This window comes from Pseudomonas neustonica (genome assembly GCF_003797945.1).
GTDB classification, from domain to species: Bacteria; Pseudomonadota; Gammaproteobacteria; order Pseudomonadales; family Pseudomonadaceae; genus Halopseudomonas; species Halopseudomonas neustonica.
On sequence record NZ_RKKU01000038.1, the window covers coordinates 1 to 22,037 of the forward strand.

Here is a 22,037-nt window from a genome sequence, read left to right on the forward strand (position 1 = left end):
CGCTCAAAACGCGGTATCGATTGACCCATCGTGACCGCTCAGAGTACAAAACCCGTTCCAGCGTGAAGGCCGTGTGCAAATCGGTCACGATCACCGGAATGACCGGTCACGTTCGCCGGAATACGCACTGGCGAGGTTCGAGGTGCTACTTGGGATGAAATCGACCTGGAACGCCGAGTCTGGCGATTAAGCCCAGAACGGATGAAAGCCGACAAAGGCCATATCGTCCCTCTCTCGGATGAAGCGATCTTACTGCTTGAAGCCCTTCCAAAACATCGAGGTCAGAATTTGGTGTTCACAAACAGTAAGCATGCAGCTCTATCCGATGCAGCGATGGGCAAGCTGATCAAGGACATGCATAGCTCAGCGGTAGAAGCAGGAGGCAATGGTTATCTTGATCCTGACCAAGGACGCATTGCCACTCCCCATGGCACAGCCCGGTCGAGCTTTAAAGACTGGAGCCTGAAAGCCAGCGCTCGGGTGATGGCAAACGGAAATACTTCGAGCTTCCCGGATGAGCTAAGTGAGCTAGCTCTGGCGCACGTCAACAGCGATGAGACGCGCGCTGCGTACGCTCGAGGAGGTCTACTTGAGGAACGTCAGGAGCTGATGCAGGCCTGGGCCAAGTATCTCAGCCAAAAAATGGCCGGCAATGTTCTCAAGATGGAAACCAGCTAACCAACCCCCCTAAATAGTGAGGAATTTACGCCAAACTTGAGTTTGTGCTGAAAATACGCATTTAGACGGAACAACAGTGCTCTCGCGTTAGGTAACTTATCGGTTATCGATAACCGAGCGAGGTCACAGCTATGTATTTCACCGTGAAGCAGATTTCCCAGCGATATAGCGTTTCCCCAGCCACTATATGGCGCTGGGTCAGCACTGGAACTTTTCCAAAGCCGCATAAACTAGGTCCGGCTACGACTCGGTGGCATATCGATGATTTAAAGAATTTCGAGCCAAAAAGACACACCGAATGAGTCGGCCGGAAGGTGGCACTCCGCCGTTCATGTACCTATGCTCGGCGAATTTTCCTTCCCCACAAGGTTTGTCAAATTGCAGTCTGATCAACCCTGCTGGTAATAGCTATTGCCTGTCCCAGCCGCTCAGCGCCTTCCGGATTTCTTCGAGTCCAGCTTACAGGCAATCCGATAGCCGGCACCGCCCATAACGGCCATCGCGACCAAGATCCCGCATATCGCCAAAATAAAAATCGCTTCAGTACTCATCCCCTATCCTCTGTATGAAATTGAGGGCTTCTGGCTCGGAATCGGTAGCCGATGTTGATTCACGATTAGTTCACACGTTACCGACGAGAATATTCCTGTCAGCCATTACTGACAGGAATCTCCCTCTATCCGGAGGTATTCAGTTGCTATCGAATAGCTCGGGATGGATATCGCGCGATTCATGGTAAATCAAGCGTTCAACCTTAGTCGACTCCATGAACTCTCTGGGTACATCCTGGTAACAATAAAACCCTTCCACTTCATAGCTGAAACCATATTCTTTCTCGCCATTCTCGTCCCAGCTGACGTGTGACACGTTGAGCAAACGTTCAACCTTCCAAGACTCGGTTCCGTTCATTTCCGCTGGTGTAAGCAAATGAATGCTGTGAACAAAAAGATCTTCATCTTGCCCACGCAATACCGTCTCAAATTCAGAAGGATCGCCCACCAACATACTGCGGGTAAGTCGATCATCGTCTCCCTTACCCCTCGCCTGGAATGTGATCAGACATATTGCTTTCTGGATGACCAGCTCTACCACCGGCCAAACCTGAAGGTTGGGATTAATTCGAGACGCCTTTTTATTTTCAGTGGTGCGATACGTTACAAACATTGCTCTTCTTCCTTTTTTGATATGAACACCATAGATTGTAGCGCTATAGTGTTCATCTCAAAATTAACGCGGTATCGATCTGTAGGTTCGAGCGCTTCATCAATATTTGAGACATGACGACCAATCCAAGTACCACCAGAATATTGGAGCGATTGAATGAACACCCAACAAATGAAAATCGAAGATTGGGATGGCGATGCTGCAATCCGTATTCCTGAGGAAATGCTGCAGGAAATGGGGATCAACGTAGGCGACACCCTCTACCTGTTCGAAGAATATGTCGGCGATACCCGCTGCCTGATACTCAGCAAGAAGCCTAAGGATCCGGATCGTGTTAATGAGCTAGTCGAACATTGGAACCAGGGCGGTGTCGACTGATGTCTGGGATTTCGTGAGGCGCAGACAGCAGGCCAAGAAATACAGATGACAGGGAGTTGTGATCGGCGCCAGCAACCAAGGCTTTGTTGACGTTCAGACCGTATGCCCTGTGCGCTGATGCCTGTCTTGGTCAGGAAATGGTTTTAAAAGCGGCATCGCCACTAAGGGCGCGGAAGACTTAACCAGTCATCATGCGGAGTACTAGACCAGGCTGAGCTTTAAGAGGTAGAACGACCGGTAGGTGATTTAAGTAATGAAAAACTGCGACTGATCAAACCGTCAATCCCTTTCAAGACCTACCGACAATTTCCCGCCTTACGATACCCCGCCGAAGCTGCCTCGAGTTCCGATTCAAAAGGCACTCGATTTTGCGCAGAAACTCGATCATAGCTAGGGCATCCGTGTGGCAGATGATAAACCTTGCTGTTTCGGTTGCCGATGATAACGTCATTCACCGCAGCCGAAGATGCGGACACTGTAGTACGTGAAGCCCGAGGAATAGGAGCTACTATTCCCTCACGAGACGGGGTATGACCAAGCGTCAAGAGCGCTCACCGTTCACGAATGGATTTGGATGACCCATGGCCGTTGCCGTGCGGTTGCTCCAGCTCTTCTCCCATTCAGAGACCAGGTACTGACGATCCCACGCCATTAGCAGCTGCTGTTGCTGACGTGACATATTCAGACCGTACCTATCATGCATGTAAAATGACACGCGGGCGACGAGCCCTTTTACTTGGTCTCTGGGTTCTGCAGCACGCCCTTTGAAGTCAACTTTTGTCGTGCAGGTTCCGTACTGCAGAGAGACACCGCGCACCATGCCAAACTGAAAGTTGCTACGGTCGGCGTTTACCTCTCCAACCGCCGGGTAAAGGTTGAACAGATCAGCTTCCATCGCTCGGAACACGGGGTCATCCGCAATGCAGTGTCTGCGGCCGCCACTCTGCCAGCACTGACGCTGATGACCTAAGGTCCAAGCGGGGACAATGTGCTCCCATTCGATCTGAATCACACCGGGTTTTGTGGAGGCCATTTCGTTTAAGTCAGGCCGCCACGGCCTGACCGGTGTGTGGCGTGACAGATACACGATGCAGAATCTGGCCTGCTGGCAAAGCAACTGGTTGAGCGTGCACTGCTGCGCGAAGGCTGCTGGCATAACCCACCTGTCCTGCACTCGGACAACGGGGCGCCTATGTCCTCTCATACGCTCAGAGCCCGTCTGGCAGAGCTGAGCATGCCGATGACACGGCGGTCGGCGTGTCAGCAACGACAATCCCTACTCAGAGTCACTGTTCCGAACGCTTAAGTACTGCCCTAAATGGCCATCCAAGGGGTTTGCATCACTGACGTCAGTGCGCAAGTGGATGTTGGAATTTGAAGCGGCTTACAAACATTAGCATTTGCACAGCGGCATCAACTTCGTAACACCGAACGACCGGCTTGCGGGCCGGGATCGCGAGCGACAGGCGCATCGCAAGCAAGTGTATGAGCAGGCGAAACAACAAACACCAGGCGATGGTCTGGAGCAACCTGCAACTGGGAGCCCGTCGGGGCTGTGCCGCTGAACCCTGGCAAGCTCCAAGAAATTGAGCTTAATAAAGCGGCTGCTTAAGCGCAGCTATTTGGACAACTGGGTTGAAAACTACCGCAACCTAGGGTAAACAGTCATAGAAAAAGGACGTTAAATCAAAGGGACTGAATGAAAAACTACTTGCCTCTTATGGCTTTGCCCTACCCCGCCTTGGCCCCAAGAAAGCCATTTTCAGTTTTCCTATGGATCCTGCGACGGCGGTCGTTGGTAGAGCATACAGCTCTCGACCTACAGCGATATTGACCCGACATGAATCTGCGACCAGATCGCTCGACGTCGCCCTTGTGATGCAGAAAGACAAGCGGGAAAAGACGCCGGAGTTCTCATATTTCGCCTAATTTCTAGGTTTTATGCAGCTTCCTAAACCGAATTCCTTAAGGTTTTCGCGCCCCAAAAAACATTGTCGTGAAATAGCTTTAGCTTTATGGAGAGCGCTCGCCTCAGGAAATAAATAAAAACAAATGCTTGAAACAAAATCAATTCACAATCTAACCATTATTTTATTTACTTTCGACAAATAAATACCGTGGCCTAATTGGCTCTGAAATTTTGTAAACACTTATGGAACCTTCACTTTCAATGCAAAGCCAGCATCTAACCGCAAACCTTGAAAGAGGCGTCTTGAACGTAGAGGTTCAGCAGTCGGTCTTCGAGCCCGAATCCCTTTTCGGTTTTGCAGAGCGTCATAACCCGAAGCGGGCCTTCTTATTTGTATCCAAAGTTTTGGGCAAGCATGTGCCTGTTAAGCCAAGCGTCATGCAGGTCACATACTCTGCCCTCGCAGCGCAGGTGCCAACCGATATTCCTGGCCCGGTCATCGTGATGGGGATGGCCGAGACAGCTGTTGGTCTTGGGGCCGGGGTTCATCGTGCGCTGCAAGAAACGCGTGATGACACCTTTTACATTGTCAGCACACGCCATGACTTAGGAACTCCTATTTTCGCTCGTTTTGAAGAAGAGCATAGTCATGCAAGCGCGCATTTGATTCACATGCCAACAGATGAGCCCATCCTAGAAATGATGGAAGCAGCGCGCTCTGTCGTTCTGGTCGATGATGAAGCCTCTACAGGCAAGACTTTTATCAATCTTTTAGCGTCCTTGAAGGGGGCTGGCCTAAACAATATCGACCAAATCGTAACGGTGACACTGACCGACTGGTCTGACAACGCCGTAAACAAAGCGCTTGGCCCTCAAGCGAGCTCTGTTTCTCTTCTTTCGGGACGATACTCTTTTGTCGAGAATCCAAACGCCCCATTACCGTCAATGCCTGATGTAGCTACAACTGAGGCTGGTGACTGGCCAATTGATCCCGGCAACGACTGGGGGCGTCTCGGTGTCATTCAGCACGATGACACTCTCCAGCTTGAAAGCATGCCACTACCAGGCGAGAAAGTGCTTGTGATTGGCACAAATGAATTTGTGTGGCGACCGTTCCTCCTAGCTGAACGCCTCGAAAAAATCGGAGTTGATGTTTACTTCAGCTCAACCACTCGGTCACCGATTGCGATCGGACACCAAGTAGAGCACGCACTGGCGTTTGGCGATAACTATGGGCTCGGGATACCCAACTTCATCTACAACGTCGGCCCCGGGCAGTACGACCGGGTAATCGTATGCGTAGAGACGGATCCTTCTTCCGTCGATCGTAAGCTGTTGTCAGCGCTCCAGGCAGTAGTTGTTTCCGATGCATGATGTAAAACCGCTTGTACTTGTCGATCTAGACGACAACCTCTTCCAGACAGCTCGCAAGATGTCTGAAACCCCCGTTTACGTGGCCTCTCGAACTGAGGCAGGAGAGCCGAGCGGCTACATGACAGTCGCTCAAAATCAACTCGTAACCTGGCTGCTAAAAACTGCTGATGTTGTGCCTATTACAGCTCGCAGCATTGAAGCGTTCAGCCGGGTTGAGATTCCTTTCAAGGGTTTAGCTGTCTGCTCCCACGGCGGCGTGATCCTTACTCCTGAGAGAAACCCCGACGCCCAGTGGCAAGAGCAAATCGCTCAGATGCTATTGCCTTACCGAGAACGTCTCCTGGCTATTTCTGCGCTCGCATTGGATATCGGTAACGAACTGGGACACTCCCTCAGAGGCTGGGTGGTTGAAGAGATGGGCAACAGCTTTTACGCCGTCATCAAAGACAACAACTCAGCTGAAACCGCGCTTTCCGAATTACTTGCTGAGATGCGAAAGCGTGGTCTTATAGGAGATATGTACGTTCATATCAACGGAAACAACCTGGCATTTTTGCCACAGGAATTGAATAAGAGGTTTGCAGCGCAAGAAATAATTAAACGAGATAAAGCGATAAACGGCGAGCGCCCCGTTATCGGTCTTGGCGATAGCATTTCTGACCTTGGGTTCATGAGTCAATGCTTATTCTGGGGTACGCCCAGTAACAGCCAAATTACCCGCACTGTAATGGAGGGGATCCATGGTTAACATCTCATCGCACAGCACTGTAGGTAGCGGTAGTTATAACCCTGAGGATGTGATATTTCTGCTCAATGAGATTGACATCGCTCCAACCGATGTGGCGGAAAAAGAGCGATTGATTCAGTCAGGTGAGAAACATTACTCCGAGATGATCTCAACGGAGAGCGCACCGTCGCCTGAGCATACTCTTCTGTACAAGAAAGCCCTTGCTAACAACGCTGTGCGTATGGCATCAGAGGTGCTGGCACTGGCCAATGCAATCGCACGTGAAATCTCCGACGGACCGATCATTCTGGTTTCGTTGGTACGCGCGGGATTACCGCTTGGTGTTTTGTTGAAAGGTGCTCTATTATCGGGCAATCGTCGGTGCTATCACTATGGTGTCAGCATCATCAGGGACAAAGGAATTGATAGGGCTGCAATGGATGCAATCGCCTGTGCCCATGGCACATCCAACATTGTTCTTGTCGACGGCTGGACCGGAAAAGGTGCCATCGCAGGGGAGATCAAGCGGAGCCTGGATGAGCTCGAAGGATACCCTGACGAACCACGCCTATGTGTTCTCGCAGATCCTTGTGGAAAAGCATGGCTCGCAGCCTCTGCTGACGATTGGATTATCCCGTCTGGCATCCTTGGCGCCACAGTCTCCGGACTGATCTCCCGTACCATCTGGCCAAATGATGATGGTATGCACGGGTGCATTCGTTACGGTCACCTTGCCGAAGTAGATCAAACACAAGCCTTTATAGCGGCGATTCGCGAGGCCATGGCTACGCTCGCGCCTGAAGCGATCAAGACGGCAGCACCTTGGTCGGAATCTGAGCGCGCCGAGTTGCAAGCCACTGCCCTTAGTGTTGTGGATTCGGTGGCTGGGAAGTATGGCATCACGAACCTCAATCGGATTAAACCCGGGATCGCCGAAGCAACTCGCGCGGTGATGCGACGGGTACCTGAACACGTATTGGTTCGAAGCAAAAATGATCCAGACGTCCGCCTGCTTATGTACCTGACTGACCGCGCAGGGATCGTGGTACAGGAAGTCGGTAACGACCTGGGGCCATATCGCGCCATCACTGTCATTAAAAAGGTGAGCTGATGCGCACAGTATCTCCCTATGCCCTGGGCGCAACTCTTTACATGCCGGCGACCCGTGCTGACCTGCTGGACGTGGTTTGCCATGGAAAAATACCTGGGCTGCGCTCACTGGTTATCTGCCTGGAAGACGCAGTGTCCGAGGCCGATGTTCAAGACGGCCTGCTGAACCTGCAAAAGCTACTGACAAGTATCCACGCATTGGGTGGCCGAAGCCGATCGGGGCCTGTTGTGTTTGTAAGGCCTCGGAACGTAGAAATGGCAATGCGGCTAAACGACCTGTCGCTGATCCACCACGTAGACGGGTTTGTCGCGCCAAAGCTTAACCTGGCGAGCCTGAGTGACTGGGAACAGGCTATCACGCACCCCTCCCTGCTAATTATGCCAACCCTTGAAACGCGGGATGTATTTGATCCAGTCGCAATGGTTGATCTACGCGATGGTTTAGTCGACAAGCTCAAGGAAAAAACGCTTGTCCTGCGAATTGGCGGCAATGACTTGATGGGCTGTTTAGGCCTTCGTCGTAGTGCTAGTCACACCTTATACAGTACCCCGATGGGGTACGTGATCCCGATGTTGGCTGGGATCATGGGGGCTGCGGGCTTTTACCTCACAGCGCCAGTTTTTGAGCGCCTGGATAACGATCAACTATTTTCTGACGAGCTTGAGCTCGACCTCATGCATGGGCTTGTCGGGAAAACTGCGATTCACCCATCACAGATTCAGCCAATACACGATGCGCTGCGCGTGAGCATTGAAGACCTAAACAGCGCGCGCTTGATTATGGCTGATGACGCGAGTGCAGTGTTCAAGCATGGTGGTGCCATGTGCGAACCCGCAACGCATCTGCAATGGGCGCGAGCGATAGTCGAGAGAGCGCAATGGCATGGTGTAAAGCATGGCCCTCTCGTACCCGTCAGTACCGAAAGCAAAATTCGTGTTGCAACCAACCCCTAACAAGGAGCCGTTCATGGCCATCACACTGCAAAAGAAACAAACGATCTCTCTGGAAAAAACTGCTGGTTCCACTCTGCAGAATGTTCGTCTCGGCCTCGGATGGGATGCTGCGAAGCCCTCCGGCTTCTTTGGCAAGCTGCTTGGTGGCGCCGGCGAGGCTATCGACCTGGATGCTTCCTGTATCGCGCTGGATAGCAGTCGCAACCCTGTAGACCTCGTATGGTTCCGCGCTCTCAAGTCAAAATGCGGCAACATTCTGCACTCCGGCGATAACCGCACCGGTCATGGTGATGGCGATGACGAAAGCATCACAGTCAAGCTCAGCAAACTGAGCCCCTCCATTGACGCCCTCGTGTTCACGGTGAATTCCTTCACGGGGCAGAACTTCTCAAAAGTCGAGAACGCCTACTGCCGCATTATCGATGCCGACAGCAACAAAGAGCTGGCCCGGATCAATCTGACCGATCAAGGAAACCACACAGGCCTGGTAATGGCGTACCTCAAGCGCCAGGGTTCCAGCTGGACGTTCACTGCTGTTGGAAGTGTCACCAATGGTCGCACCGCCCAAGACCTGACTAGCGAGGCAGCAGGAGCAGTCGTATGAGCGCAGTTCTGACTCCGGGCGCCAATTGCGCCCTGCCAAAAGGCGTCATCACCGCGACCGTAAGCTACACGCCGATTCCGAATACTGAAATCGACATTTCCGCATTTTTGCTGACAGCTAATGGCAAAGTGCGGGGCGATGGCGATATGTGCTTCTACGGCCAGACCTCGGTCCAGCGCAGTGCTATCCAGATGGTCAGCGCTAATCCGGGTGTTGCAACCTACAGCCTCAATCTGGATCTTGTTGAAGCGGCGATCGAGAAAGTCGCGTTGACTGCGACCATCTATGAGAACCAAGCTAACTTTGGGGCTTGCGCGAACCTTCAAGTCACTTTGAGCAATGGTGCCGTTGCAGCTATCCCAACGACAGGTAAGATTGAAACGGCTCTGATATTGGGTGAGTTTTATCGTCGCAACAACGAATGGAAATTTCGTTGTGTCGCTCAAGGCTTTGCAGGTGGGCTTGAGCCTCTTGCTAAGCATTTCGGTGTTGACATTGCCGTTCCTCACCACGCGCCACCGAGCCCGATTGTAACGCCGCCGCCAGCTCCAACGCCGACCGCAGCGCCAAAGCCGATTAACTTAAACAAGATCAGTCTCGATAAGCGTCAATCGAGTGTCAGTCTTGAAAAAAAGGACGGCAACTTCGGCGAAATCAAAGTCAACCTCAACTGGAATCGTGGCTCTCAGGGGGGGGGACTCTTCGGCTTTGGGAAAGCCAAAGGGGTCGACCTTGACGTCGGATGCCTGTACGAGTTGAAGAACGGTGAGATTGGCGCAGTTCAAGCGCTCGGAAACTCTTTCGGCAGTTATCGCGATGAACCGTTTATTGAGCTGATGGGCGATGACCGCACCGGTGCCAGCGCAGACGGCGAGTGGTTGCGCATTAACGGCTCGCGCTGGGCAGAGGTGAAACGCATTATTGTGTTTTGCTTTATCTATGAGGGCGTACCAAGCTGGCACGCAACAGACGCGGTAGTAACGATCTACGCGCCTGGACAGCCACCAATTGAAGTACGCCTTAATGAAGAAGGCGGACAACAAGGTATGTGCGCTATTGCGCTGCTGGAAAACATCAACGGAACCGTGCGAGTAAACCGTGAAGTAAGGTTCTTCGCAGGGCACTCCAAGTTGGACCAAGCCTATGGATGGGGTCTGAGTTGGCGAGCAGGATCTAAATAAAGCAGGGCTGCATAGCAGCCCTACCCACCTGTAATGAGGTACCTGAAATGCTGGATTGGTTGAAAAATAACGCTATGGCGGCCCGCGACAAACTGACCACTGAGGTTGGCAAGTACAAGAACAAAGAATTCATGGAAGCCGTTGTCTCTGGTTGTGCTTTGGTTGCCGCTGCTGACGGCGAAATTAGCTCTGCCGAGAAGTTGAAAATGAGCGGCTTCATCAAAAGCTCCAACGAGCTAAAAGTCTTCGACATGAACAAGGTGATTGCCACTTTCAACAATGCCTGTGAAAAGTTCGAGTTCGATGAACAGATCGGCCGCGCTGAGGCATTGGCCGTTGTCGGTAAGATTCGAGGCAAGCCCGAGCAGGCGCGCCTGCTCGTACGGGTGTGCATTGCCATCGGCGCCTCTGACGGCAACTTCGATGACCAGGAAAAGGGCGTTTGCCGGCTTCTGTGCGCTGAGCTTGGCTTGACGCCTTCCGATTTCGATCTTTAAAGGAAACTACCGTGCCTTTGACCAACCCTGCTGCAACCGAAACCGTCAGCACTGCTATCGGCTTCCCCCCGACCACAATTGCGGTTTTCATCGGCTTAGCTGTTGGCGCTTTGCTGCTGGACCTGGCAACACACCGCAAGGATAAGCCAATCTCTTTGGCTGGAGCTTCCGCTTGGTCGATCTTCTGGATCCTTCTTTCTCTGGGCTTCGCCGGCTTCCTGTATGTCAGTCATAGTCCTGAGGTAGCGAGCCTATTCCTTACCGGCTACGCACTTGAGAAAGTTCTCAGCGTCGACAACCTGTTTGTCTTTATGGCGATTTTTGCTTGGTTCAAGATCCCTCAAGGGTTGCGGCATAGGGTTTTGTATTGGGGCATTATCGGCGCAATCGTGTTCCGCATGGTGTTCGTCGCAATCGGTACGGGTCTTCTCGTTTTCGGACCATGGGTTGAGATCGTTTTTGCAGCGATCGTCATTTGGACTGCAGTGATGATGCTTCGCAGCGGCGATGATGGCGATGAAGAAGAGGACTATTCTCAGCACATCGCGTACCGATTTGCGAAGAAGCTCTTCCCTGTTTGGCCAAAGCTCCACGGCCACAACTTTTTCGTGCGCCGCAACGAATTGACGGAAGAGATGAAGAAGCCTGAGAACAACGGCATCTCCCTGCCAGAAAAAGGCATGCTCTTCGCCACCCCGTTGTTCCTGTGCGTTTGTGTCGTCGAGGTCTCTGACGTGCTATTTGCATTTGACTCCGTACCAGCGGTCATTGCAGTGAGCCGCGAGCCTCTGATTGTGTATTCAGCAATGATCTTTGCGATCCTTGGCCTGCGGACCATGTACTTTGTACTGGAAGCCCTGAAGCGGTATCTCGTGCATCTGGAGAAGGCCGTAATTGTTTTGCTGTTCTTTATCGGCGCCAAGCTCACGCTGAACGCAACCAATCACCTTTTCCATCACGGCTACAGCATCGACCCCAACACCAGCTTGTTCATTGTTTTGGGAGTGCTTGCTGTCGGAATCATCGCCAGTGCGCTGTTCCCTGAGCGCAAGGACGAAGATTCCGAGTCGGAAGCCGCCTGAGTAATTAGGTGGAAATTAAGAAAGTAGTAAGATCATTTGCATCTACGGGAAAAAGTACAAGTAGATGCAGTTTATTCGTTAATCAATAGATCGTAGAAAGGAGTTTTAAATGGCCCTGTCACTTCAAAAAGGTGGGAACCTGTCTCTGTCGAAAACCGACCCGAGCCTGAAGAAGATCCTCGTTGGGTTGGGCTGGGATGCACGCTCTACTGATGGCCAAGATTTTGACCTCGATGCGTCTGCATTCCTGCTGAATGCCAGCGGCAAGGTTCGCTCTGACGCGGACTTTATCTTCTACAACCAAATGCGCACTCCCGACGGCTCCGTTGAGCACACCGGCGACAACCGCACCGGTGAAGGCGACGGCGACGACGAGTCGCTGCTGATCGACCTCTCTAAGGTTGCTGCTGATGTCGACAAGATTGTCATCACTGTCACCATCCACGACGCCGATCAGCGCCGGCAAAACTTTGGTCAGGTTTCCAACGCGTTTATCCGCGTGGTGAACTCTGAAACCAACGCTGAAGTGGTTCGCTACGACCTGGCTGAAGACGCGAGCACCGAGGCTGCTATGGTTTTCGGCGAGCTCTACCGCCACGGTGCGGAGTGGAAGTTCCGCGCTGTTGGGCAAGGCTTCAGCGGCGGCCTGCGCGCACTGGGACAACAATACGGCCTGGCTCTCTGAGCCTCGCTTCACGAAGCAAAAGAAGGAATATCAAATGGCAGTTTCTCTTTCTAAAGGCGGTTCCGTTTCCTTGACCAAGGAAGCACCTGGTCTGACTGATGTGATCGTGGGTCTGGGTTGGGATCCGCGGGTTACTGATGGTAAGGAGTTCGACCTGGACGCAGCGGTATTCATGCTCGGCGAGAACGAAAAGGTCCTGAGCGACAAGGCCTTTATTTTCTACAACAACAAGGTTTCCGAATGCGGCAACGTTGTTCATAACGGTGACAACCGTTCCGGCGAGGGTGACGGTGACGACGAAACCGTGTCCGTGAACCTTGCCGGCCTGCCAGAACAAGCCAAGAAGCTGGCATTCAGCGTCACGATCCACGAGGCGGAGGCCCGCAACCAGAACTTCGGTCAAGTTTCCAAGGCCTACATTCGCGTCCTCAACAAGGCCGATAACAGCGAGATTGCTCGTTACGACCTCAGTGAAGATGCGTCTACTGAAACGGCCATGGTTTTCGGTGAGGTCTACCGTCACAACGGCGAGTGGAAATTCCGCGCCAATGGCCAAGGTTTTGCAGGCGGCTTGGCGCCGCTGGCCACCAACTTTGGCGTTGATGTGGGTTAATTTAACTCGCTTCCCCAGAAGGGCCGCCATCGATCGCGGCCCTTCTTTTTGCTCAGAGCAAAGGATGTAAAAAATGGACTACTACAACATAGCGCTGATAGTTGTTTTCCTCGTTGTCATTACCGGGATCGTAATGGGATGGGGAGAGAATCGGAAAATCGTTGTCTTCCAAGATTACAATGACCTGGGCGAGTGCTTTTTAATACCCGCATCTGCAGTAGTCATATATTTGGTCTTCGTCAATCTGCTAGGGGGGCGTCCAGAGTACGCGATGATCATTTGCGGCATAGTCTCAACCGGGCTTTTTATCCTTTGCCTTATGAATACCTTGAAGGCCAACAACTTTAATATTCCCTATGCGCTCCTAGCGCTTTGTACGAAGTTGCCGCTGGCCGTGCTCTGGGTATTTAGTCTCGTATCCCTGCTGAACCCTTCCGGGAATAATGCAGCACAACGTCGACAGTCCCGTGGCATCGCGCTCGTCATTTTGACCGTCGTAACACCCATCGTTGCCCAATTGGTGGTCAATAAGAGCGGAAGCCACTTCAACCCCAAGCAATGGATCAAAGGTCGCCGAGACGTTTCACATATCCGAAATAACCTCTGAACAGCCCCGCCGGCGACGCACGTAGCCGGCTCAGCGCTCCATCTCATAAAAGCACCATAGGAAACCAATTACTCGCAATGCGTCAGCTCACCAGCCTTCTCCGCACATACCTTATTCTTACCATTTTCTCACTTTCCGGACTGGCATCGGCATCCGATATTATTGTCGGCACCTGGAACGTCAAACGCATGGGCCACGGCGATCGTCAAAACTTCACTGCTTTAGCTGAAGTCGCTAAGAGAGTTGACCTGCTCGCACTGCAAGAGGTCATGACAGAAGACGGGCTAGAGCGTCTTGAGCGTGCCATCGAGGCGCAATCCGGAGAGTCGTGGTCGACCATCGCGAGTCACGCGATTGGCAGCTCTTCGTACAAAGAGATGTACGCATTTGCCTATCGAGACAGCGCTATAGAGTATGACGAAGGCGCGGTGGTATTCCTCGACCGTGGCGATCGCTTTATGCGCGAGCCCTTCTCTGCTCAGTTCCGCTCCAAGCGGGACCAAAGCAAGATCGCCGTTGGCACGGTCCACATTGTTTACGGCAAGTCAGCTTCTGACAGAACACCGGAAATCCGAGCGCTCGCTGACTACTGGATGTGGTTAGGTGAAGTTTATCCAGGCACACCTCGCTTACTTGTTGGCGACTTCAACCTGCCGCCAAACAACCCCGCTTGGGCACCTCTGAAACAGCATGCACGTCCTTTAATAAAAAGCGGGGCCAGTACCCTTTCCTCCGTTAACGGTCGGTACGCGAACTTGTACGACAATATGTGGGTGGACCGCGAAACAACGCTCAAAATAGCGTCAGCCGGCATCATCGACTTCCCGGTGATCATCGGCTGGAATCATGAGCGGAGTCGCGCGGAAGTATCAGACCATGCTCCGCTCTACGCTGCCCTAGGAAGCGCCCGCTTAGACGCTTCTACCAATGTTGTACCTGCAACCATCAGTCGTTCTTCCAGCGTCGCTACACGCCCACGTCAAGCCACACCATCACTGGCAGCGTCAACCCACACTGGAGCAATATCGCCTGGTGGCGTACGGGGCAATCGGCGTTCTCATATATACCATCGCCCTGACTGCCCGAGCTACAACCGAATCGGAGCAAACAATCGCGTTGAATTCCCAAGCGCCGCAGCCGCAGCTTCTGCCGGTTATCGCTTAGCCGGAAACTGTCGTTAGGAGAAATTAGTGATCTGGTTCTTAGAAGGTCCATCAAGTTTGCGCGAGGTATTGCAGGGGGCACGCGCCGCCTTGCATCCTGAAATCACCGTGTACGGTTCGCATTCACAGGATCGTCCTGAAATTACGTCGTTTGCAGATGTCGCTCTGGTCGAGCCTTTAGATGCCGAAAAGCGAGCGTTGTGGGCGTTAGAAGAGGCCATAATGCGCGGAATTAAAGTCGTTATGGCGTGCAAAGGGCTTGAGCATTTTGAAGTCCTTCGGGAGCAGTTCGATCAGGCCGGAATCGACCTTGTGACCGGTGTATCACATCCGCAACAGTTAGCCATCGACTCCAAAGCGTATTTCACCAAGCAGTGTCAGGCAGCTGATATACCTGTCGTCCCAGGCATTGAGGTGGACTGTGTTCAATCCCTCCAGGGCGCTTACAGCAAGTTCAGATCGGAGTCGGACGGCCACGTTTGCATCAAGCCCGTGACTGGGATTTTCGGAGCTGGTTTCTGGGTGTTTGATGAGGAATCAGACCCTTTCTGTTGCCTAGCCTTCCCAGACAGTCGACGAATATCGTTCGATGCTTACTGCGACCTCTACGCAAAGTCGACTAAGGTGCGCCCGCAACTAGTCATGCCCTACTTCACCGGTGATGAAGTGTCGACCGACATCGTGATTCAGGATGGCAAGGCTATCTCGTGGGTGGGACGCCGTAAGAAGGGGCTTTACCAGGAGTTCGAAGCTGATGGCCCTGCTGTTGACCTGGCCATCAGGGCAAGTGAGCACTTCAAGCTAGATGGAATAGTCAGCGTTCAAACGAAAGACGATGCAGAGGGACAGCCTCATCTACTGGAGATCAACCTTCGGTATTCTGGAGGTATCGCCTACACAGCACTCTCCGGTATCAATCTCGCAGGAGTTTTCAGCTGTTCTCGACTCGGCCTGCCTCTACCTAAAAGCCAATGGAAGCCGGGCGTTAGAGTCAAACCCATTACCAGCGCGATTGTTCCCTAAATGGTGCGCTCTTCAATATAAGGAAAAGATATGAGTCAAACCTTGAAACAAGGTGAAAACACTGCGCTGAACTCAGCAAAGGGCAAGGTGACGGTCCACCACATCGCAGATAACCGCATTGATGTGAACCTCACTGCCTTTTTGCTTACAGAAGCCGGTAAAGTCGTAGACGACAGTGGCATGGTCTTTTTCAATACCCCAGCGCATCAGTCTGGAGCAGCAACGTACATCCCGCCTATCACCTCAGGCAATGAGCTGAAGCACAGTATCGACTTTGATCTGTCTCGCCTGCCGCAGCATATAGCTCGGGTGGCCATTACCCTGACACAGGATGGCACGGGCACAGGGTTTGCCGCAGTCCAAGGCCTGAGCGCAAAGATCGAGGTTGATGGTCAAGTCGTCGAGCTCGCACCATCGGGATTCGATAGGGAGTCAGGCATCATCGCTCTTGAGCTGTACACGCGCAACGGCCGAACCAAGGCTCGCTCTGTATGGCAAGGATTCGAATCTGGTCTCGCAGGCTTGTGCCAAATGTACGGTGTAGAAGTGGAAGAGGATTCTGCACCTGCACCTGCACCTGCACCTGCACCTGCACCAAAAATAGACATAACCAAAACGGTTGTATCGCTTTCCAAGCCTAGCGACATGCACAAAATCAGCCTGGCCAAGGGCCCATCATCTCCAGAGTTCATTAAAGTCAGCGCTACATGGGTAGACAACAACGATGGACTGGATAACGACGATCTTGACCTACGCATAGGCATCTTGCGGCCGAATGGCCAGATGTCGATCATCCAAGCTCCCGAGCGGGCAGGATCATTCGATCAGGCGCCCTATGTCCTTCACCAAGGTGATGTGATTACGGCCAGCGTGAAAGAGCCGGCAACAGAAACTGTTCATATCAACCCACGCATCTCTCATCTACTGGGTGGGAAAGTGGCGTTGGTTTGCAGCGTGTACTCTGCTCTTGCTAATGGCGCTGTATCTGTGGCCTCACTCAAGCCAAAAATGCGGATGGAGTATGATGAGCAAGTCGTTGAGTGTGCGTTTGAGTTTCAATCTGGTTTCGGCAGTAGCCTCGTTTACACCTATGTTCTAGGCATCATCGAAATCGATGGAGATGAAGTTAACATAAACCCCAGTGGACAGACTTCTCGAAAAATGTCGGAAGCAACGCCTTGGCTTACACGCTCAGGGGAGAAGGTGACGATGACTATCAACGGGCCGCCAGTCTTTAAAGGGAAGCCTTTAAGGACCGTATCAGGCAAAAATTACGTCTGAATCTAAAGTTCCGCAGCCTGCTGGCCATTCTCCAATGATCACCAGGCTGCACCCATTCAGTTACCCACACAATCTGTGGATATTCCTGTTTGCAACCCCCTGAAATATCCTGAGGAAGCCTCAATCCGAAGCTCGCAAGTTGGAGTTCAATTATTGACCAAAACATTTCTTGCTGAAGGCTGATTGTCACTTAGAATCGTCTTTGACAATGGACGCGACCAGAGTTTGGACTATTACCACGCCCCGCTTGCGCAACCCCCGAGGCTTTCAAGCGGCAGCATTTCAAGCAAAAGCATTCTGTGTTTGTTTCTCCAGCTGAGCTCCACCGGGGGTTCTACCCGTTTTAAACTGGCGATATCGCCGGTTAGTGGGTCAGTTTTAAACCGGCGTTGACAATCAGGTGTTGAAATGGATGTTAAACGCGGTATAGCCCCTCAGCAGGGCCATACGTGCGAGTTCAGTGAACCTAAAGACTAGACTGAGACTAATCGGATGGGACATCGAAAGCCTGAATTTCCGGCTGCTCGTGGAGCTTATGGCAGAATTCAGAATTATAGATCCCCACTAAATACTCATCTTGGCTTGCTCGATTCATATCTTTTAGCGACCAATCATTTTTAATCATCAGATGGTAATCGGCCATAATTTCTGGGTTCGGGTTAATAGCATTGGCCAAACCGGTCCGATTAATTTTATCTGCGATGATATCTATCGACTCTAACTGCCCAACAAGCTTTGAGGCCATACTGCACTCTAAAACTCGCTTGGTCATCCCTTCTTTTTCGTCCGATGGATCATTCAGCGTGAGCACTGAGTAGAAAGGCGGTTCAGCAAGAGGTAGGGATGATGCCTGTGTCGGCACTGCACCATCATCTTTGTACTCCTGCAAGACAGAGCCATTCCACTTATACAGAAGCCTTGTCTCCATAGATGGGCAGCAATTTGCATCATCTGGGCCGTGAGAGAGCTCGATGTAGCTCAGAACGCCATTACCTTCGTCAGCCAAATCAGAGGCGGAGTTCATGATATCGAGGCGTGTCTTAGCTTCCCACTTATCACCGTTATGGATGAAGGGAACAAGATATTGGTTGCTGTAATTACCACCATTAGTTGGCTCAAGAGTGTACATCACAAATGCATCACTGCTGCCGTTTCCGTCGATATCTACCTGCAGGTAACGGCGAGCTTCGCTGTATTCGCTGGCGGCATCCTGCTGTGCGTGCTCAATAATCGCCGCGTCAACCGCTACCTTAAGCCCATTTGCCTTCACCTCTTGCGAGGCAGTTTGAATGGGCTCCTCGTTGAGAGGTTCGACAGGCTCTGGCGCCTCGGAAACCATATTCGGCGTTTTTCCCCAAATTTCCTGTAATTTCTTTCTGTTTTCCAGGAGCCGCTTCGCATACTCATCAAGGATTACACTAAAAAGTTCGTCCGCATCTGATGCCTCAATAATTCTTACAGACGTCCCATCAAATGGCTCGAACCTACCCATGAATACACGAGTAAAAAAGCCCGGCCTTATGCTTTCAAAATGCTCGACCATTATTCCGATGGATTTTTCTACATGCTCTTCAAATCTCTCAGCACTTTCCCCTTTGAGATCTAGACTCTCAGGCCCTGTCTCAATCATTTTGTTCTGAATTGCTTCTAGAAGCATGATATTGTAGTCGATAGCTTTGTCGTTACAACTGTTAGAAAAAGTTGCAAAGCACTCCTGCATATACTCCTGATGAGCAAAATTGAGCTTCTGGTCTTTAACGAAGCCGCAGCCTGCCAGTGCAAAAGGCACTGCCATTACCAGTAGTTTTAACTTCATTCCATTCCCCATTACGGTAATTTCACAGGTTTAAAAGGGTTCTACCCCGTTTCCACGGACGGTTATAAAACGGCTGTAAGTTTTCGATCCTGAGCAGCAACTCTACGTCGCATCCTGGGATTATGGAACAGCTCGATGTATTCAAATAGGTCAGCTCTTGCCTCGTCCTGCGTACGGTAACGCCGATGGTGTACCCGCTCTCGTTTCAGCATTCCGAAGAACCCCTCACAGGCGGCGTTGTCTCCACAATGGCCAACCGCGCTCATACTGCTGACCAAATCGTTACTGCCTAGGTATCGCTGGTAATCACCGCTGGTGAACTGACTGCCTCGGTCTGAATGCAATATCACCGGTGTTTTGCCCTGACGTTGCCAGACAGCCATTTGAACGGCTCTGATTACCATCTGCCGATCCTGCCTGTGGTGCATAGACCAGCCGACGATCAGCTTGCTGAACAAATCCAGGACCACGCAGAGAAATAGTTTTCCTTCCTGCGTGGAGATCTCCGTTATGTCAGTGACCCACTTGGTATCAGGTTCCAGTGCGGAGAAATCCCGTTCAAGATGATTCTGAATACCTTGTGGCCGATTTGATGCGCGTCCAAGGCGTCCTCGCTTCCTGCGGGGCCAACCCTGAATGCCGTGCTTAGCCATTAGCCTTGCAACCCGATTCAGGCTGGCTGCAACGCCTTCGGCAGCTAAGTCTTCGTGCATACGGGGCGACCCAAGCATTCCGCCACTGTCATCATGAATCTCTCTGATCCGCTGCAACAGACTCTCGTTCGCTGTTGCCCTGCTGGACTGCGGACGAGATGCCCAAGCGTAATAGCCGCTGGCCGATACCTTCAGGCAACGACACATAAGACGTATCGGGAAAAGACTGCGACAGTGTTGAATCGCCTGATACCTCAGGACGACTCCTTTGCAAAGAACACTGCCGCTTCGCGCAAAAAATCACGTTCCTTTTTTACCCGTGCCAGTTCGCGCTTCAAGTGCGCAAGCTCTTCGTCACGCGGCGTTCCCGAGCCCTTGAAGGCCTTGCTTGGCTCCCCTTCGGCTTCACGCGCCCACCGGGACAGCAGGTTGGGATTAATACCAATCTCTAAGGCCACCTGGCGGCAATTGGCACCTGGCTGGCGAGATAGCGCGATGGCTTCGCGCTTGAATTCGGGGCTGTATCTTCTGCGTTTGGACATGAACACTCCTTTGGCACATTGTGCCTCTTTTCAAAAGTGTCCGCAGTAACGGGGTAGAACCCATGACATCAAGGTTATTAATCATTTTTGAACGTAGCGACCAGTTGCCCTCTTCATCCTCTGGCTCTAAATAAGCAAAAACAAATGTTAGCTCGGGGATTGTTGAAGTGATGCCTAAATCTAATAAGCATGCTCCCTCTTCGGCTTGCTCTTCTTGCTTGGTCATTTTGCGCATCCAATACACGACCCTCCCCCCCCTTAATGAACACTATAGGTTGTAGCACTATAGTGTTCATAAGCTACTTAGTCGAGCTCGGAAAATCTGCTTCTGCTGTGCATTTCTTACAAGATCGGATCTCTCAGCTTTTTGTATCTGATGAAAGCCATGGTCCAAAAGGATCGTCGGCCATTTCATCGCGTTTACCTATGAGAAAAATCTCTTTACTCGATGGGTAATGGCGCAGGACCACTTTGGCCTGAGCCCTGATTTCATCGGGAAGCGAATGATCTTTGGAAATCTCGGCCAGCAATTCTCCAGCTTGAACAAGTGATCTTGTCCTTTCATGTGGCAGTGTCATCTGTCACTCCAAAGGCCTCCAAGTCGGAGGCCGATTAAATTTCGGTGCGGTTTACGCAATGGATAGCGGGTTTTCAGGTTCTCAGCACTGGTAGACCTGAACTGACTGCTAGACCTATCCAGGCGCCGCCATATCACGCCATAACACAAAGCCAGTGCGTACATCTTCACGAACAAATTCGTCAAAACTGATACACGTTTTATGCGATCGCTTCGGTCGATGTGGATACTGGCCAGGGTTATGAACGCCTACAAGCTCACCCTATTAGGCCAATGTACGCAACCGATAGCTCGTCTCGCACCTTTTGCGAACCCTATAGATTGTAGCACTATAGTGTTCAAAGGCTGTATCAAGACCATTTTCTTGGTGGAATATGGATCTCAAGCAGGCATTTGGCGTCGCTCTCAGACAACTACGCAATAAGAGAAATCTCTCCCAAGAGGATTTTTCAGACATTAGCAGCCGTACCTACATGAGCTCGCTAGAGAGGGGATTGAAGTCTCCAACCATCGACAAAATTCAGCAGATCTCAGACGTGCTGGAAATCCATCCGGTATCAATAATGGTAGCTACCTACTTGGCTGCAAATCCGGGTACTACGATTGACGCCCTCTTCGAGCGCGTTAAATCGGATCTCGATGTCGTCGACTGATACAGAAGAGTTACCCCAGCATCCTCAGAGCTCCGACCTAGGCTAGCCTCAGGTTACGGATTGACCACAATCGGCTGCTCAGTATGTGCATTCTCGGCAATTGGTTGGGACTATCTCCGTTGCCGTTAGCGGCATCGCATTAATGCGGTTGCCGCGCAGCGTTTCCAGATCGTCCCGTCTTTGATCCGTCCAACTAGATACCGAAGCAACTCATCGAGTACATAAGTTACCCACTCGCGCGCACTATAGTGTTCATTTTGAGTTTTACTGATGTCTGTTTTAATAGTCCTGATTCACTACCACGTTTACAACGGCCAAATTCCGGACCAGAAAAGCGGGGTCATCACAGGAGATTAAGACATGAAACATGAGCGAATTTCTCGCGAGCTGGATCTCGGTTTAAAAAAACACACCATCGACGGGGTTGAGAAAATCTCAGAACATTTAGACGTGCATCCAATTTCAGTATTGGTCGCGTCATACCTCAGAGATCAACCGGAAATGACCGTTCAAACGCTCTTGAAGCGCATCAAATCGGATCTCGATTCGAACAGTGACTCCAACTCCGACGGCTAGCTAAAGCCTGTGCGAATTGGAAATGCACACATAGTTCTAGCCTGCCCCTCTACTCTTGAACATCGTAAGCGCCTCTAAATCGACCCACTTGCCCTTAATCGAACTGGGCCACTTTTTTCACAACCGGCTCCAGTGCTGTATTCCATGGAAGCAACTGTTCCAGCTTCTCCAGAGTGTCAGCCTCAGCAAT

The 22,037-nt window shown here is 51.6% G+C and carries 23 protein-coding genes and 1 pseudogene; 19 read left to right on the plus strand and 5 right to left on the minus strand.

The window, feature by feature from the left end:
* The first annotated feature begins 120 nt into the window (after positions 1 to 120).
* Positions 121 to 678 carry a tyrosine-type recombinase/integrase gene (locus tag EF096_RS18770; protein WP_124014366.1) on the plus strand — a complete coding sequence of 186 codons (558 nt, stop codon included), beginning with the start codon at positions 121 to 123 and terminating at the stop codon, positions 676 to 678.
* Positions 679 to 809: 131 nt separating this feature from the next.
* The gene (locus EF096_RS21020) at positions 810 to 980 is read left to right on the plus strand and encodes a helix-turn-helix transcriptional regulator (RefSeq protein WP_123891296.1); all 171 of its coding nucleotides are present in this window, start codon (positions 810 to 812) and stop codon (positions 978 to 980) included.
* A 388-nt stretch (positions 981 to 1,368) separates the two neighbouring features.
* Here EF096_RS21020 and EF096_RS18780 read toward each other — a convergent pair whose 3' ends face one another.
* Complete coding sequence (locus tag EF096_RS18780; RefSeq protein ID WP_123891297.1) at positions 1,369 to 1,842, minus strand: hypothetical protein; 474 nt, start codon at positions 1,840 to 1,842, stop codon at positions 1,369 to 1,371.
* Positions 1,843 to 1,998: 156 nt separating this feature from the next.
* On the opposite strand from EF096_RS18780, the gene EF096_RS18785 reads away from it, so the two are divergent.
* Complete coding sequence (locus tag EF096_RS18785) at positions 1,999 to 2,220, plus strand: AbrB/MazE/SpoVT family DNA-binding domain-containing protein (RefSeq protein ID WP_177412375.1); 222 nt, start codon at positions 1,999 to 2,001, stop codon at positions 2,218 to 2,220.
* 296 nt (positions 2,221 to 2,516) lie between these two features.
* Here the strand turns inward: EF096_RS18785 and EF096_RS18790 are convergent.
* Positions 2,517 to 3,220: pseudogene (locus EF096_RS18790) on the minus strand (endonuclease); the annotation flags it as partial.
* A 1,152-nt stretch (positions 3,221 to 4,372) separates the two neighbouring features.
* On the opposite strand from EF096_RS18790, the gene EF096_RS18795 reads away from it, so the two are divergent.
* The 14 genes from EF096_RS18795 to EF096_RS18860 all read left to right on the plus strand — a co-directional run bounded on the left by EF096_RS18795 (position 4,373) and on the right by EF096_RS18860 (position 17,030).
* Positions 4,373 to 5,503: a phosphoribosyltransferase domain-containing protein gene (locus EF096_RS18795; protein WP_123891298.1), complete on the plus strand. Its 1,131-nt coding sequence runs from the start codon at positions 4,373 to 4,375 to the stop codon at positions 5,501 to 5,503.
* Positions 5,496 to 6,251 carry an HAD family hydrolase gene (locus EF096_RS18800; RefSeq protein ID WP_123891299.1) on the plus strand — a complete coding sequence of 252 codons (756 nt, stop codon included), beginning with the start codon at positions 5,496 to 5,498 and terminating at the stop codon, positions 6,249 to 6,251. Before EF096_RS18795 ends, EF096_RS18800 begins: the two co-directional genes overlap by 8 nt.
* Positions 6,244 to 7,341 (plus strand): cysteine protease StiP family protein, encoded by a 1,098-nt coding sequence (locus EF096_RS18805; RefSeq protein WP_123891300.1) that lies wholly within the window; start codon positions 6,244 to 6,246, stop codon positions 7,339 to 7,341. The genes EF096_RS18800 and EF096_RS18805 overlap by 8 nt, the downstream gene beginning before the upstream one ends.
* A complete protein-coding gene (locus EF096_RS18810) occupies positions 7,341 to 8,294 on the plus strand; it encodes an HpcH/HpaI aldolase/citrate lyase family protein (protein WP_123891301.1) in 954 nt (317 codons plus the stop codon). The genes EF096_RS18805 and EF096_RS18810 overlap by 1 nt, the downstream gene beginning before the upstream one ends.
* Before the next feature lie 13 nt (positions 8,295 to 8,307).
* Positions 8,308 to 8,898, plus strand: coding sequence for a TerD family protein (locus EF096_RS18815; RefSeq protein WP_123891302.1), 591 nt, complete (start codon positions 8,308 to 8,310; stop codon positions 8,896 to 8,898).
* A complete protein-coding gene (locus EF096_RS18820; RefSeq protein WP_123891303.1) occupies positions 8,895 to 10,079 on the plus strand; it encodes a TerD family protein in 1,185 nt (394 codons plus the stop codon). The genes EF096_RS18815 and EF096_RS18820 overlap by 4 nt, the downstream gene beginning before the upstream one ends.
* A 47-nt stretch (positions 10,080 to 10,126) precedes the next feature.
* Positions 10,127 to 10,576, plus strand: coding sequence for a tellurite resistance TerB family protein (locus tag EF096_RS18825; protein WP_123891304.1), 450 nt, complete (start codon positions 10,127 to 10,129; stop codon positions 10,574 to 10,576).
* 17 nt (positions 10,577 to 10,593) lie between these two features.
* Positions 10,594 to 11,658, plus strand: a complete 1,065-nt coding sequence (locus tag EF096_RS18830; protein ID WP_123891315.1) for a TerC/Alx family metal homeostasis membrane protein — start codon at positions 10,594 to 10,596, stop codon at positions 11,656 to 11,658.
* 109 nt (positions 11,659 to 11,767) lie between these two features.
* Positions 11,768 to 12,343, plus strand: coding sequence for a TerD family protein (locus tag EF096_RS18835; protein WP_123891305.1), 576 nt, complete (start codon positions 11,768 to 11,770; stop codon positions 12,341 to 12,343).
* Positions 12,344 to 12,377: 34 nt separating this feature from the next.
* On the plus strand, positions 12,378 to 12,956 hold the full coding sequence (locus EF096_RS18840; protein WP_123891306.1) for a TerD family protein: 579 nt from the start codon (positions 12,378 to 12,380) through the stop codon (positions 12,954 to 12,956).
* Positions 12,957 to 13,029: 73 nt separating this feature from the next.
* On the plus strand, positions 13,030 to 13,563 hold the full coding sequence (locus tag EF096_RS18845) for a hypothetical protein (RefSeq protein WP_235869798.1): 534 nt from the start codon (positions 13,030 to 13,032) through the stop codon (positions 13,561 to 13,563).
* Positions 13,564 to 13,640: 77 nt separating this feature from the next.
* Positions 13,641 to 14,744, plus strand: coding sequence for an endonuclease/exonuclease/phosphatase family protein (locus tag EF096_RS18850; protein WP_123891307.1), 1,104 nt, complete (start codon positions 13,641 to 13,643; stop codon positions 14,742 to 14,744).
* 9 nt (positions 14,745 to 14,753) lie between these two features.
* Complete coding sequence (locus tag EF096_RS18855) at positions 14,754 to 15,749, plus strand: ATP-grasp domain-containing protein (RefSeq protein ID WP_123891308.1); 996 nt, start codon at positions 14,754 to 14,756, stop codon at positions 15,747 to 15,749.
* Between the two features lie 30 nt (positions 15,750 to 15,779).
* On the plus strand, positions 15,780 to 17,030 hold the full coding sequence (locus EF096_RS18860) for a TerD family protein (RefSeq protein WP_123891309.1): 1,251 nt from the start codon (positions 15,780 to 15,782) through the stop codon (positions 17,028 to 17,030).
* 484 nt (positions 17,031 to 17,514) lie between these two features.
* On the opposite strand, the gene EF096_RS18865 is transcribed toward EF096_RS18860, so the two are convergent.
* The 3 genes from EF096_RS18865 to EF096_RS18875 form a co-directional block, all read right to left on the minus strand.
* Positions 17,515 to 18,846, minus strand: coding sequence for a hypothetical protein (locus tag EF096_RS18865; protein ID WP_123891310.1), 1,332 nt, complete (start codon positions 18,844 to 18,846; stop codon positions 17,515 to 17,517).
* Between the two features lie 62 nt (positions 18,847 to 18,908).
* Positions 18,909 to 20,041, minus strand: a protein-coding gene (locus EF096_RS18870) for an IS3 family transposase (protein ID WP_123891311.1) whose coding sequence is annotated in 2 segments (ribosomal slippage) — positions 18,909 to 19,801 and positions 19,801 to 20,041 — 1,134 coding nt in all. Because the reading frame shifts where the segments join, the coding sequence is not laid out codon by codon here.
* A gap of 359 nt (positions 20,042 to 20,400) precedes the next feature.
* Entirely contained in the window at positions 20,401 to 20,619 is a 219-nt protein-coding gene (locus tag EF096_RS18875; protein WP_123891312.1) for a BPSL0761 family protein, read from the minus strand.
* A 373-nt stretch (positions 20,620 to 20,992) separates the two neighbouring features.
* On the opposite strand from EF096_RS18875, the gene EF096_RS18880 reads away from it, so the two are divergent.
* Both EF096_RS18880 and EF096_RS18885 read left to right on the plus strand, forming a co-directional pair.
* The gene (locus EF096_RS18880) at positions 20,993 to 21,271 is read left to right on the plus strand and encodes a helix-turn-helix domain-containing protein (RefSeq protein ID WP_123891223.1); all 279 of its coding nucleotides are present in this window, start codon (positions 20,993 to 20,995) and stop codon (positions 21,269 to 21,271) included.
* Positions 21,272 to 21,631: 360 nt separating this feature from the next.
* Positions 21,632 to 21,847: a hypothetical protein gene (locus tag EF096_RS18885; protein ID WP_123891313.1), complete on the plus strand. Its 216-nt coding sequence runs from the start codon at positions 21,632 to 21,634 to the stop codon at positions 21,845 to 21,847.
* The last annotated feature ends 190 nt before the right edge of the window (positions 21,848 to 22,037 follow it).

What these genes read in the sequence shown, in the direction of transcription:
- EF096_RS18875 (WP_123891312.1), bottom strand. Translation starts at nt 20,619, where the DNA reads ATGACACTGCCACATGAAAGGACAAGATCACTTGTTCAAGCTGGAGAA.
- EF096_RS18800 (WP_123891299.1), top strand. Translation starts at nt 5,496, where the DNA reads ATGCATGATGTAAAACCGCTTGTACTTGTCGATCTAGACGACAACCTC.
- EF096_RS18810 (WP_123891301.1), top strand. Translation starts at nt 7,341, where the DNA reads ATGCGCACAGTATCTCCCTATGCCCTGGGCGCAACTCTTTACATGCCG.
- EF096_RS18815 (WP_123891302.1), top strand. Translation starts at nt 8,308, where the DNA reads ATGGCCATCACACTGCAAAAGAAACAAACGATCTCTCTGGAAAAAACT.
- EF096_RS18865 (WP_123891310.1), bottom strand. Translation starts at nt 18,846, where the DNA reads ATGAAGTTAAAACTACTGGTAATGGCAGTGCCTTTTGCACTGGCAGGC.
- EF096_RS18805 (WP_123891300.1), top strand. Translation starts at nt 6,244, where the DNA reads ATGGTTAACATCTCATCGCACAGCACTGTAGGTAGCGGTAGTTATAAC.
- EF096_RS18850 (WP_123891307.1), top strand. Translation starts at nt 13,641, where the DNA reads ATGCGTCAGCTCACCAGCCTTCTCCGCACATACCTTATTCTTACCATT.
- EF096_RS18825 (WP_123891304.1), top strand. Translation starts at nt 10,127, where the DNA reads ATGCTGGATTGGTTGAAAAATAACGCTATGGCGGCCCGCGACAAACTG.
- EF096_RS18885 (WP_123891313.1), top strand. Translation starts at nt 21,632, where the DNA reads ATGAAACATGAGCGAATTTCTCGCGAGCTGGATCTCGGTTTAAAAAAA.
- EF096_RS18840 (WP_123891306.1), top strand. Translation starts at nt 12,378, where the DNA reads ATGGCAGTTTCTCTTTCTAAAGGCGGTTCCGTTTCCTTGACCAAGGAA.
- EF096_RS18820 (WP_123891303.1), top strand. Translation starts at nt 8,895, where the DNA reads ATGAGCGCAGTTCTGACTCCGGGCGCCAATTGCGCCCTGCCAAAAGGC.
- EF096_RS18845 (WP_235869798.1), top strand. Translation starts at nt 13,030, where the DNA reads ATGGACTACTACAACATAGCGCTGATAGTTGTTTTCCTCGTTGTCATT.
- EF096_RS21020 (WP_123891296.1), top strand. Translation starts at nt 810, where the DNA reads ATGTATTTCACCGTGAAGCAGATTTCCCAGCGATATAGCGTTTCCCCA.
- EF096_RS18795 (WP_123891298.1), top strand. Translation starts at nt 4,373, where the DNA reads ATGGAACCTTCACTTTCAATGCAAAGCCAGCATCTAACCGCAAACCTT.
- EF096_RS18785 (WP_177412375.1), top strand. Translation starts at nt 1,999, where the DNA reads ATGAACACCCAACAAATGAAAATCGAAGATTGGGATGGCGATGCTGCA.
- EF096_RS18780 (WP_123891297.1), bottom strand. Translation starts at nt 1,842, where the DNA reads ATGTTTGTAACGTATCGCACCACTGAAAATAAAAAGGCGTCTCGAATT.
- EF096_RS18880 (WP_123891223.1), top strand. Translation starts at nt 20,993, where the DNA reads ATGGATCTCAAGCAGGCATTTGGCGTCGCTCTCAGACAACTACGCAAT.
- EF096_RS18860 (WP_123891309.1), top strand. Translation starts at nt 15,780, where the DNA reads ATGAGTCAAACCTTGAAACAAGGTGAAAACACTGCGCTGAACTCAGCA.
- EF096_RS18835 (WP_123891305.1), top strand. Translation starts at nt 11,768, where the DNA reads ATGGCCCTGTCACTTCAAAAAGGTGGGAACCTGTCTCTGTCGAAAACC.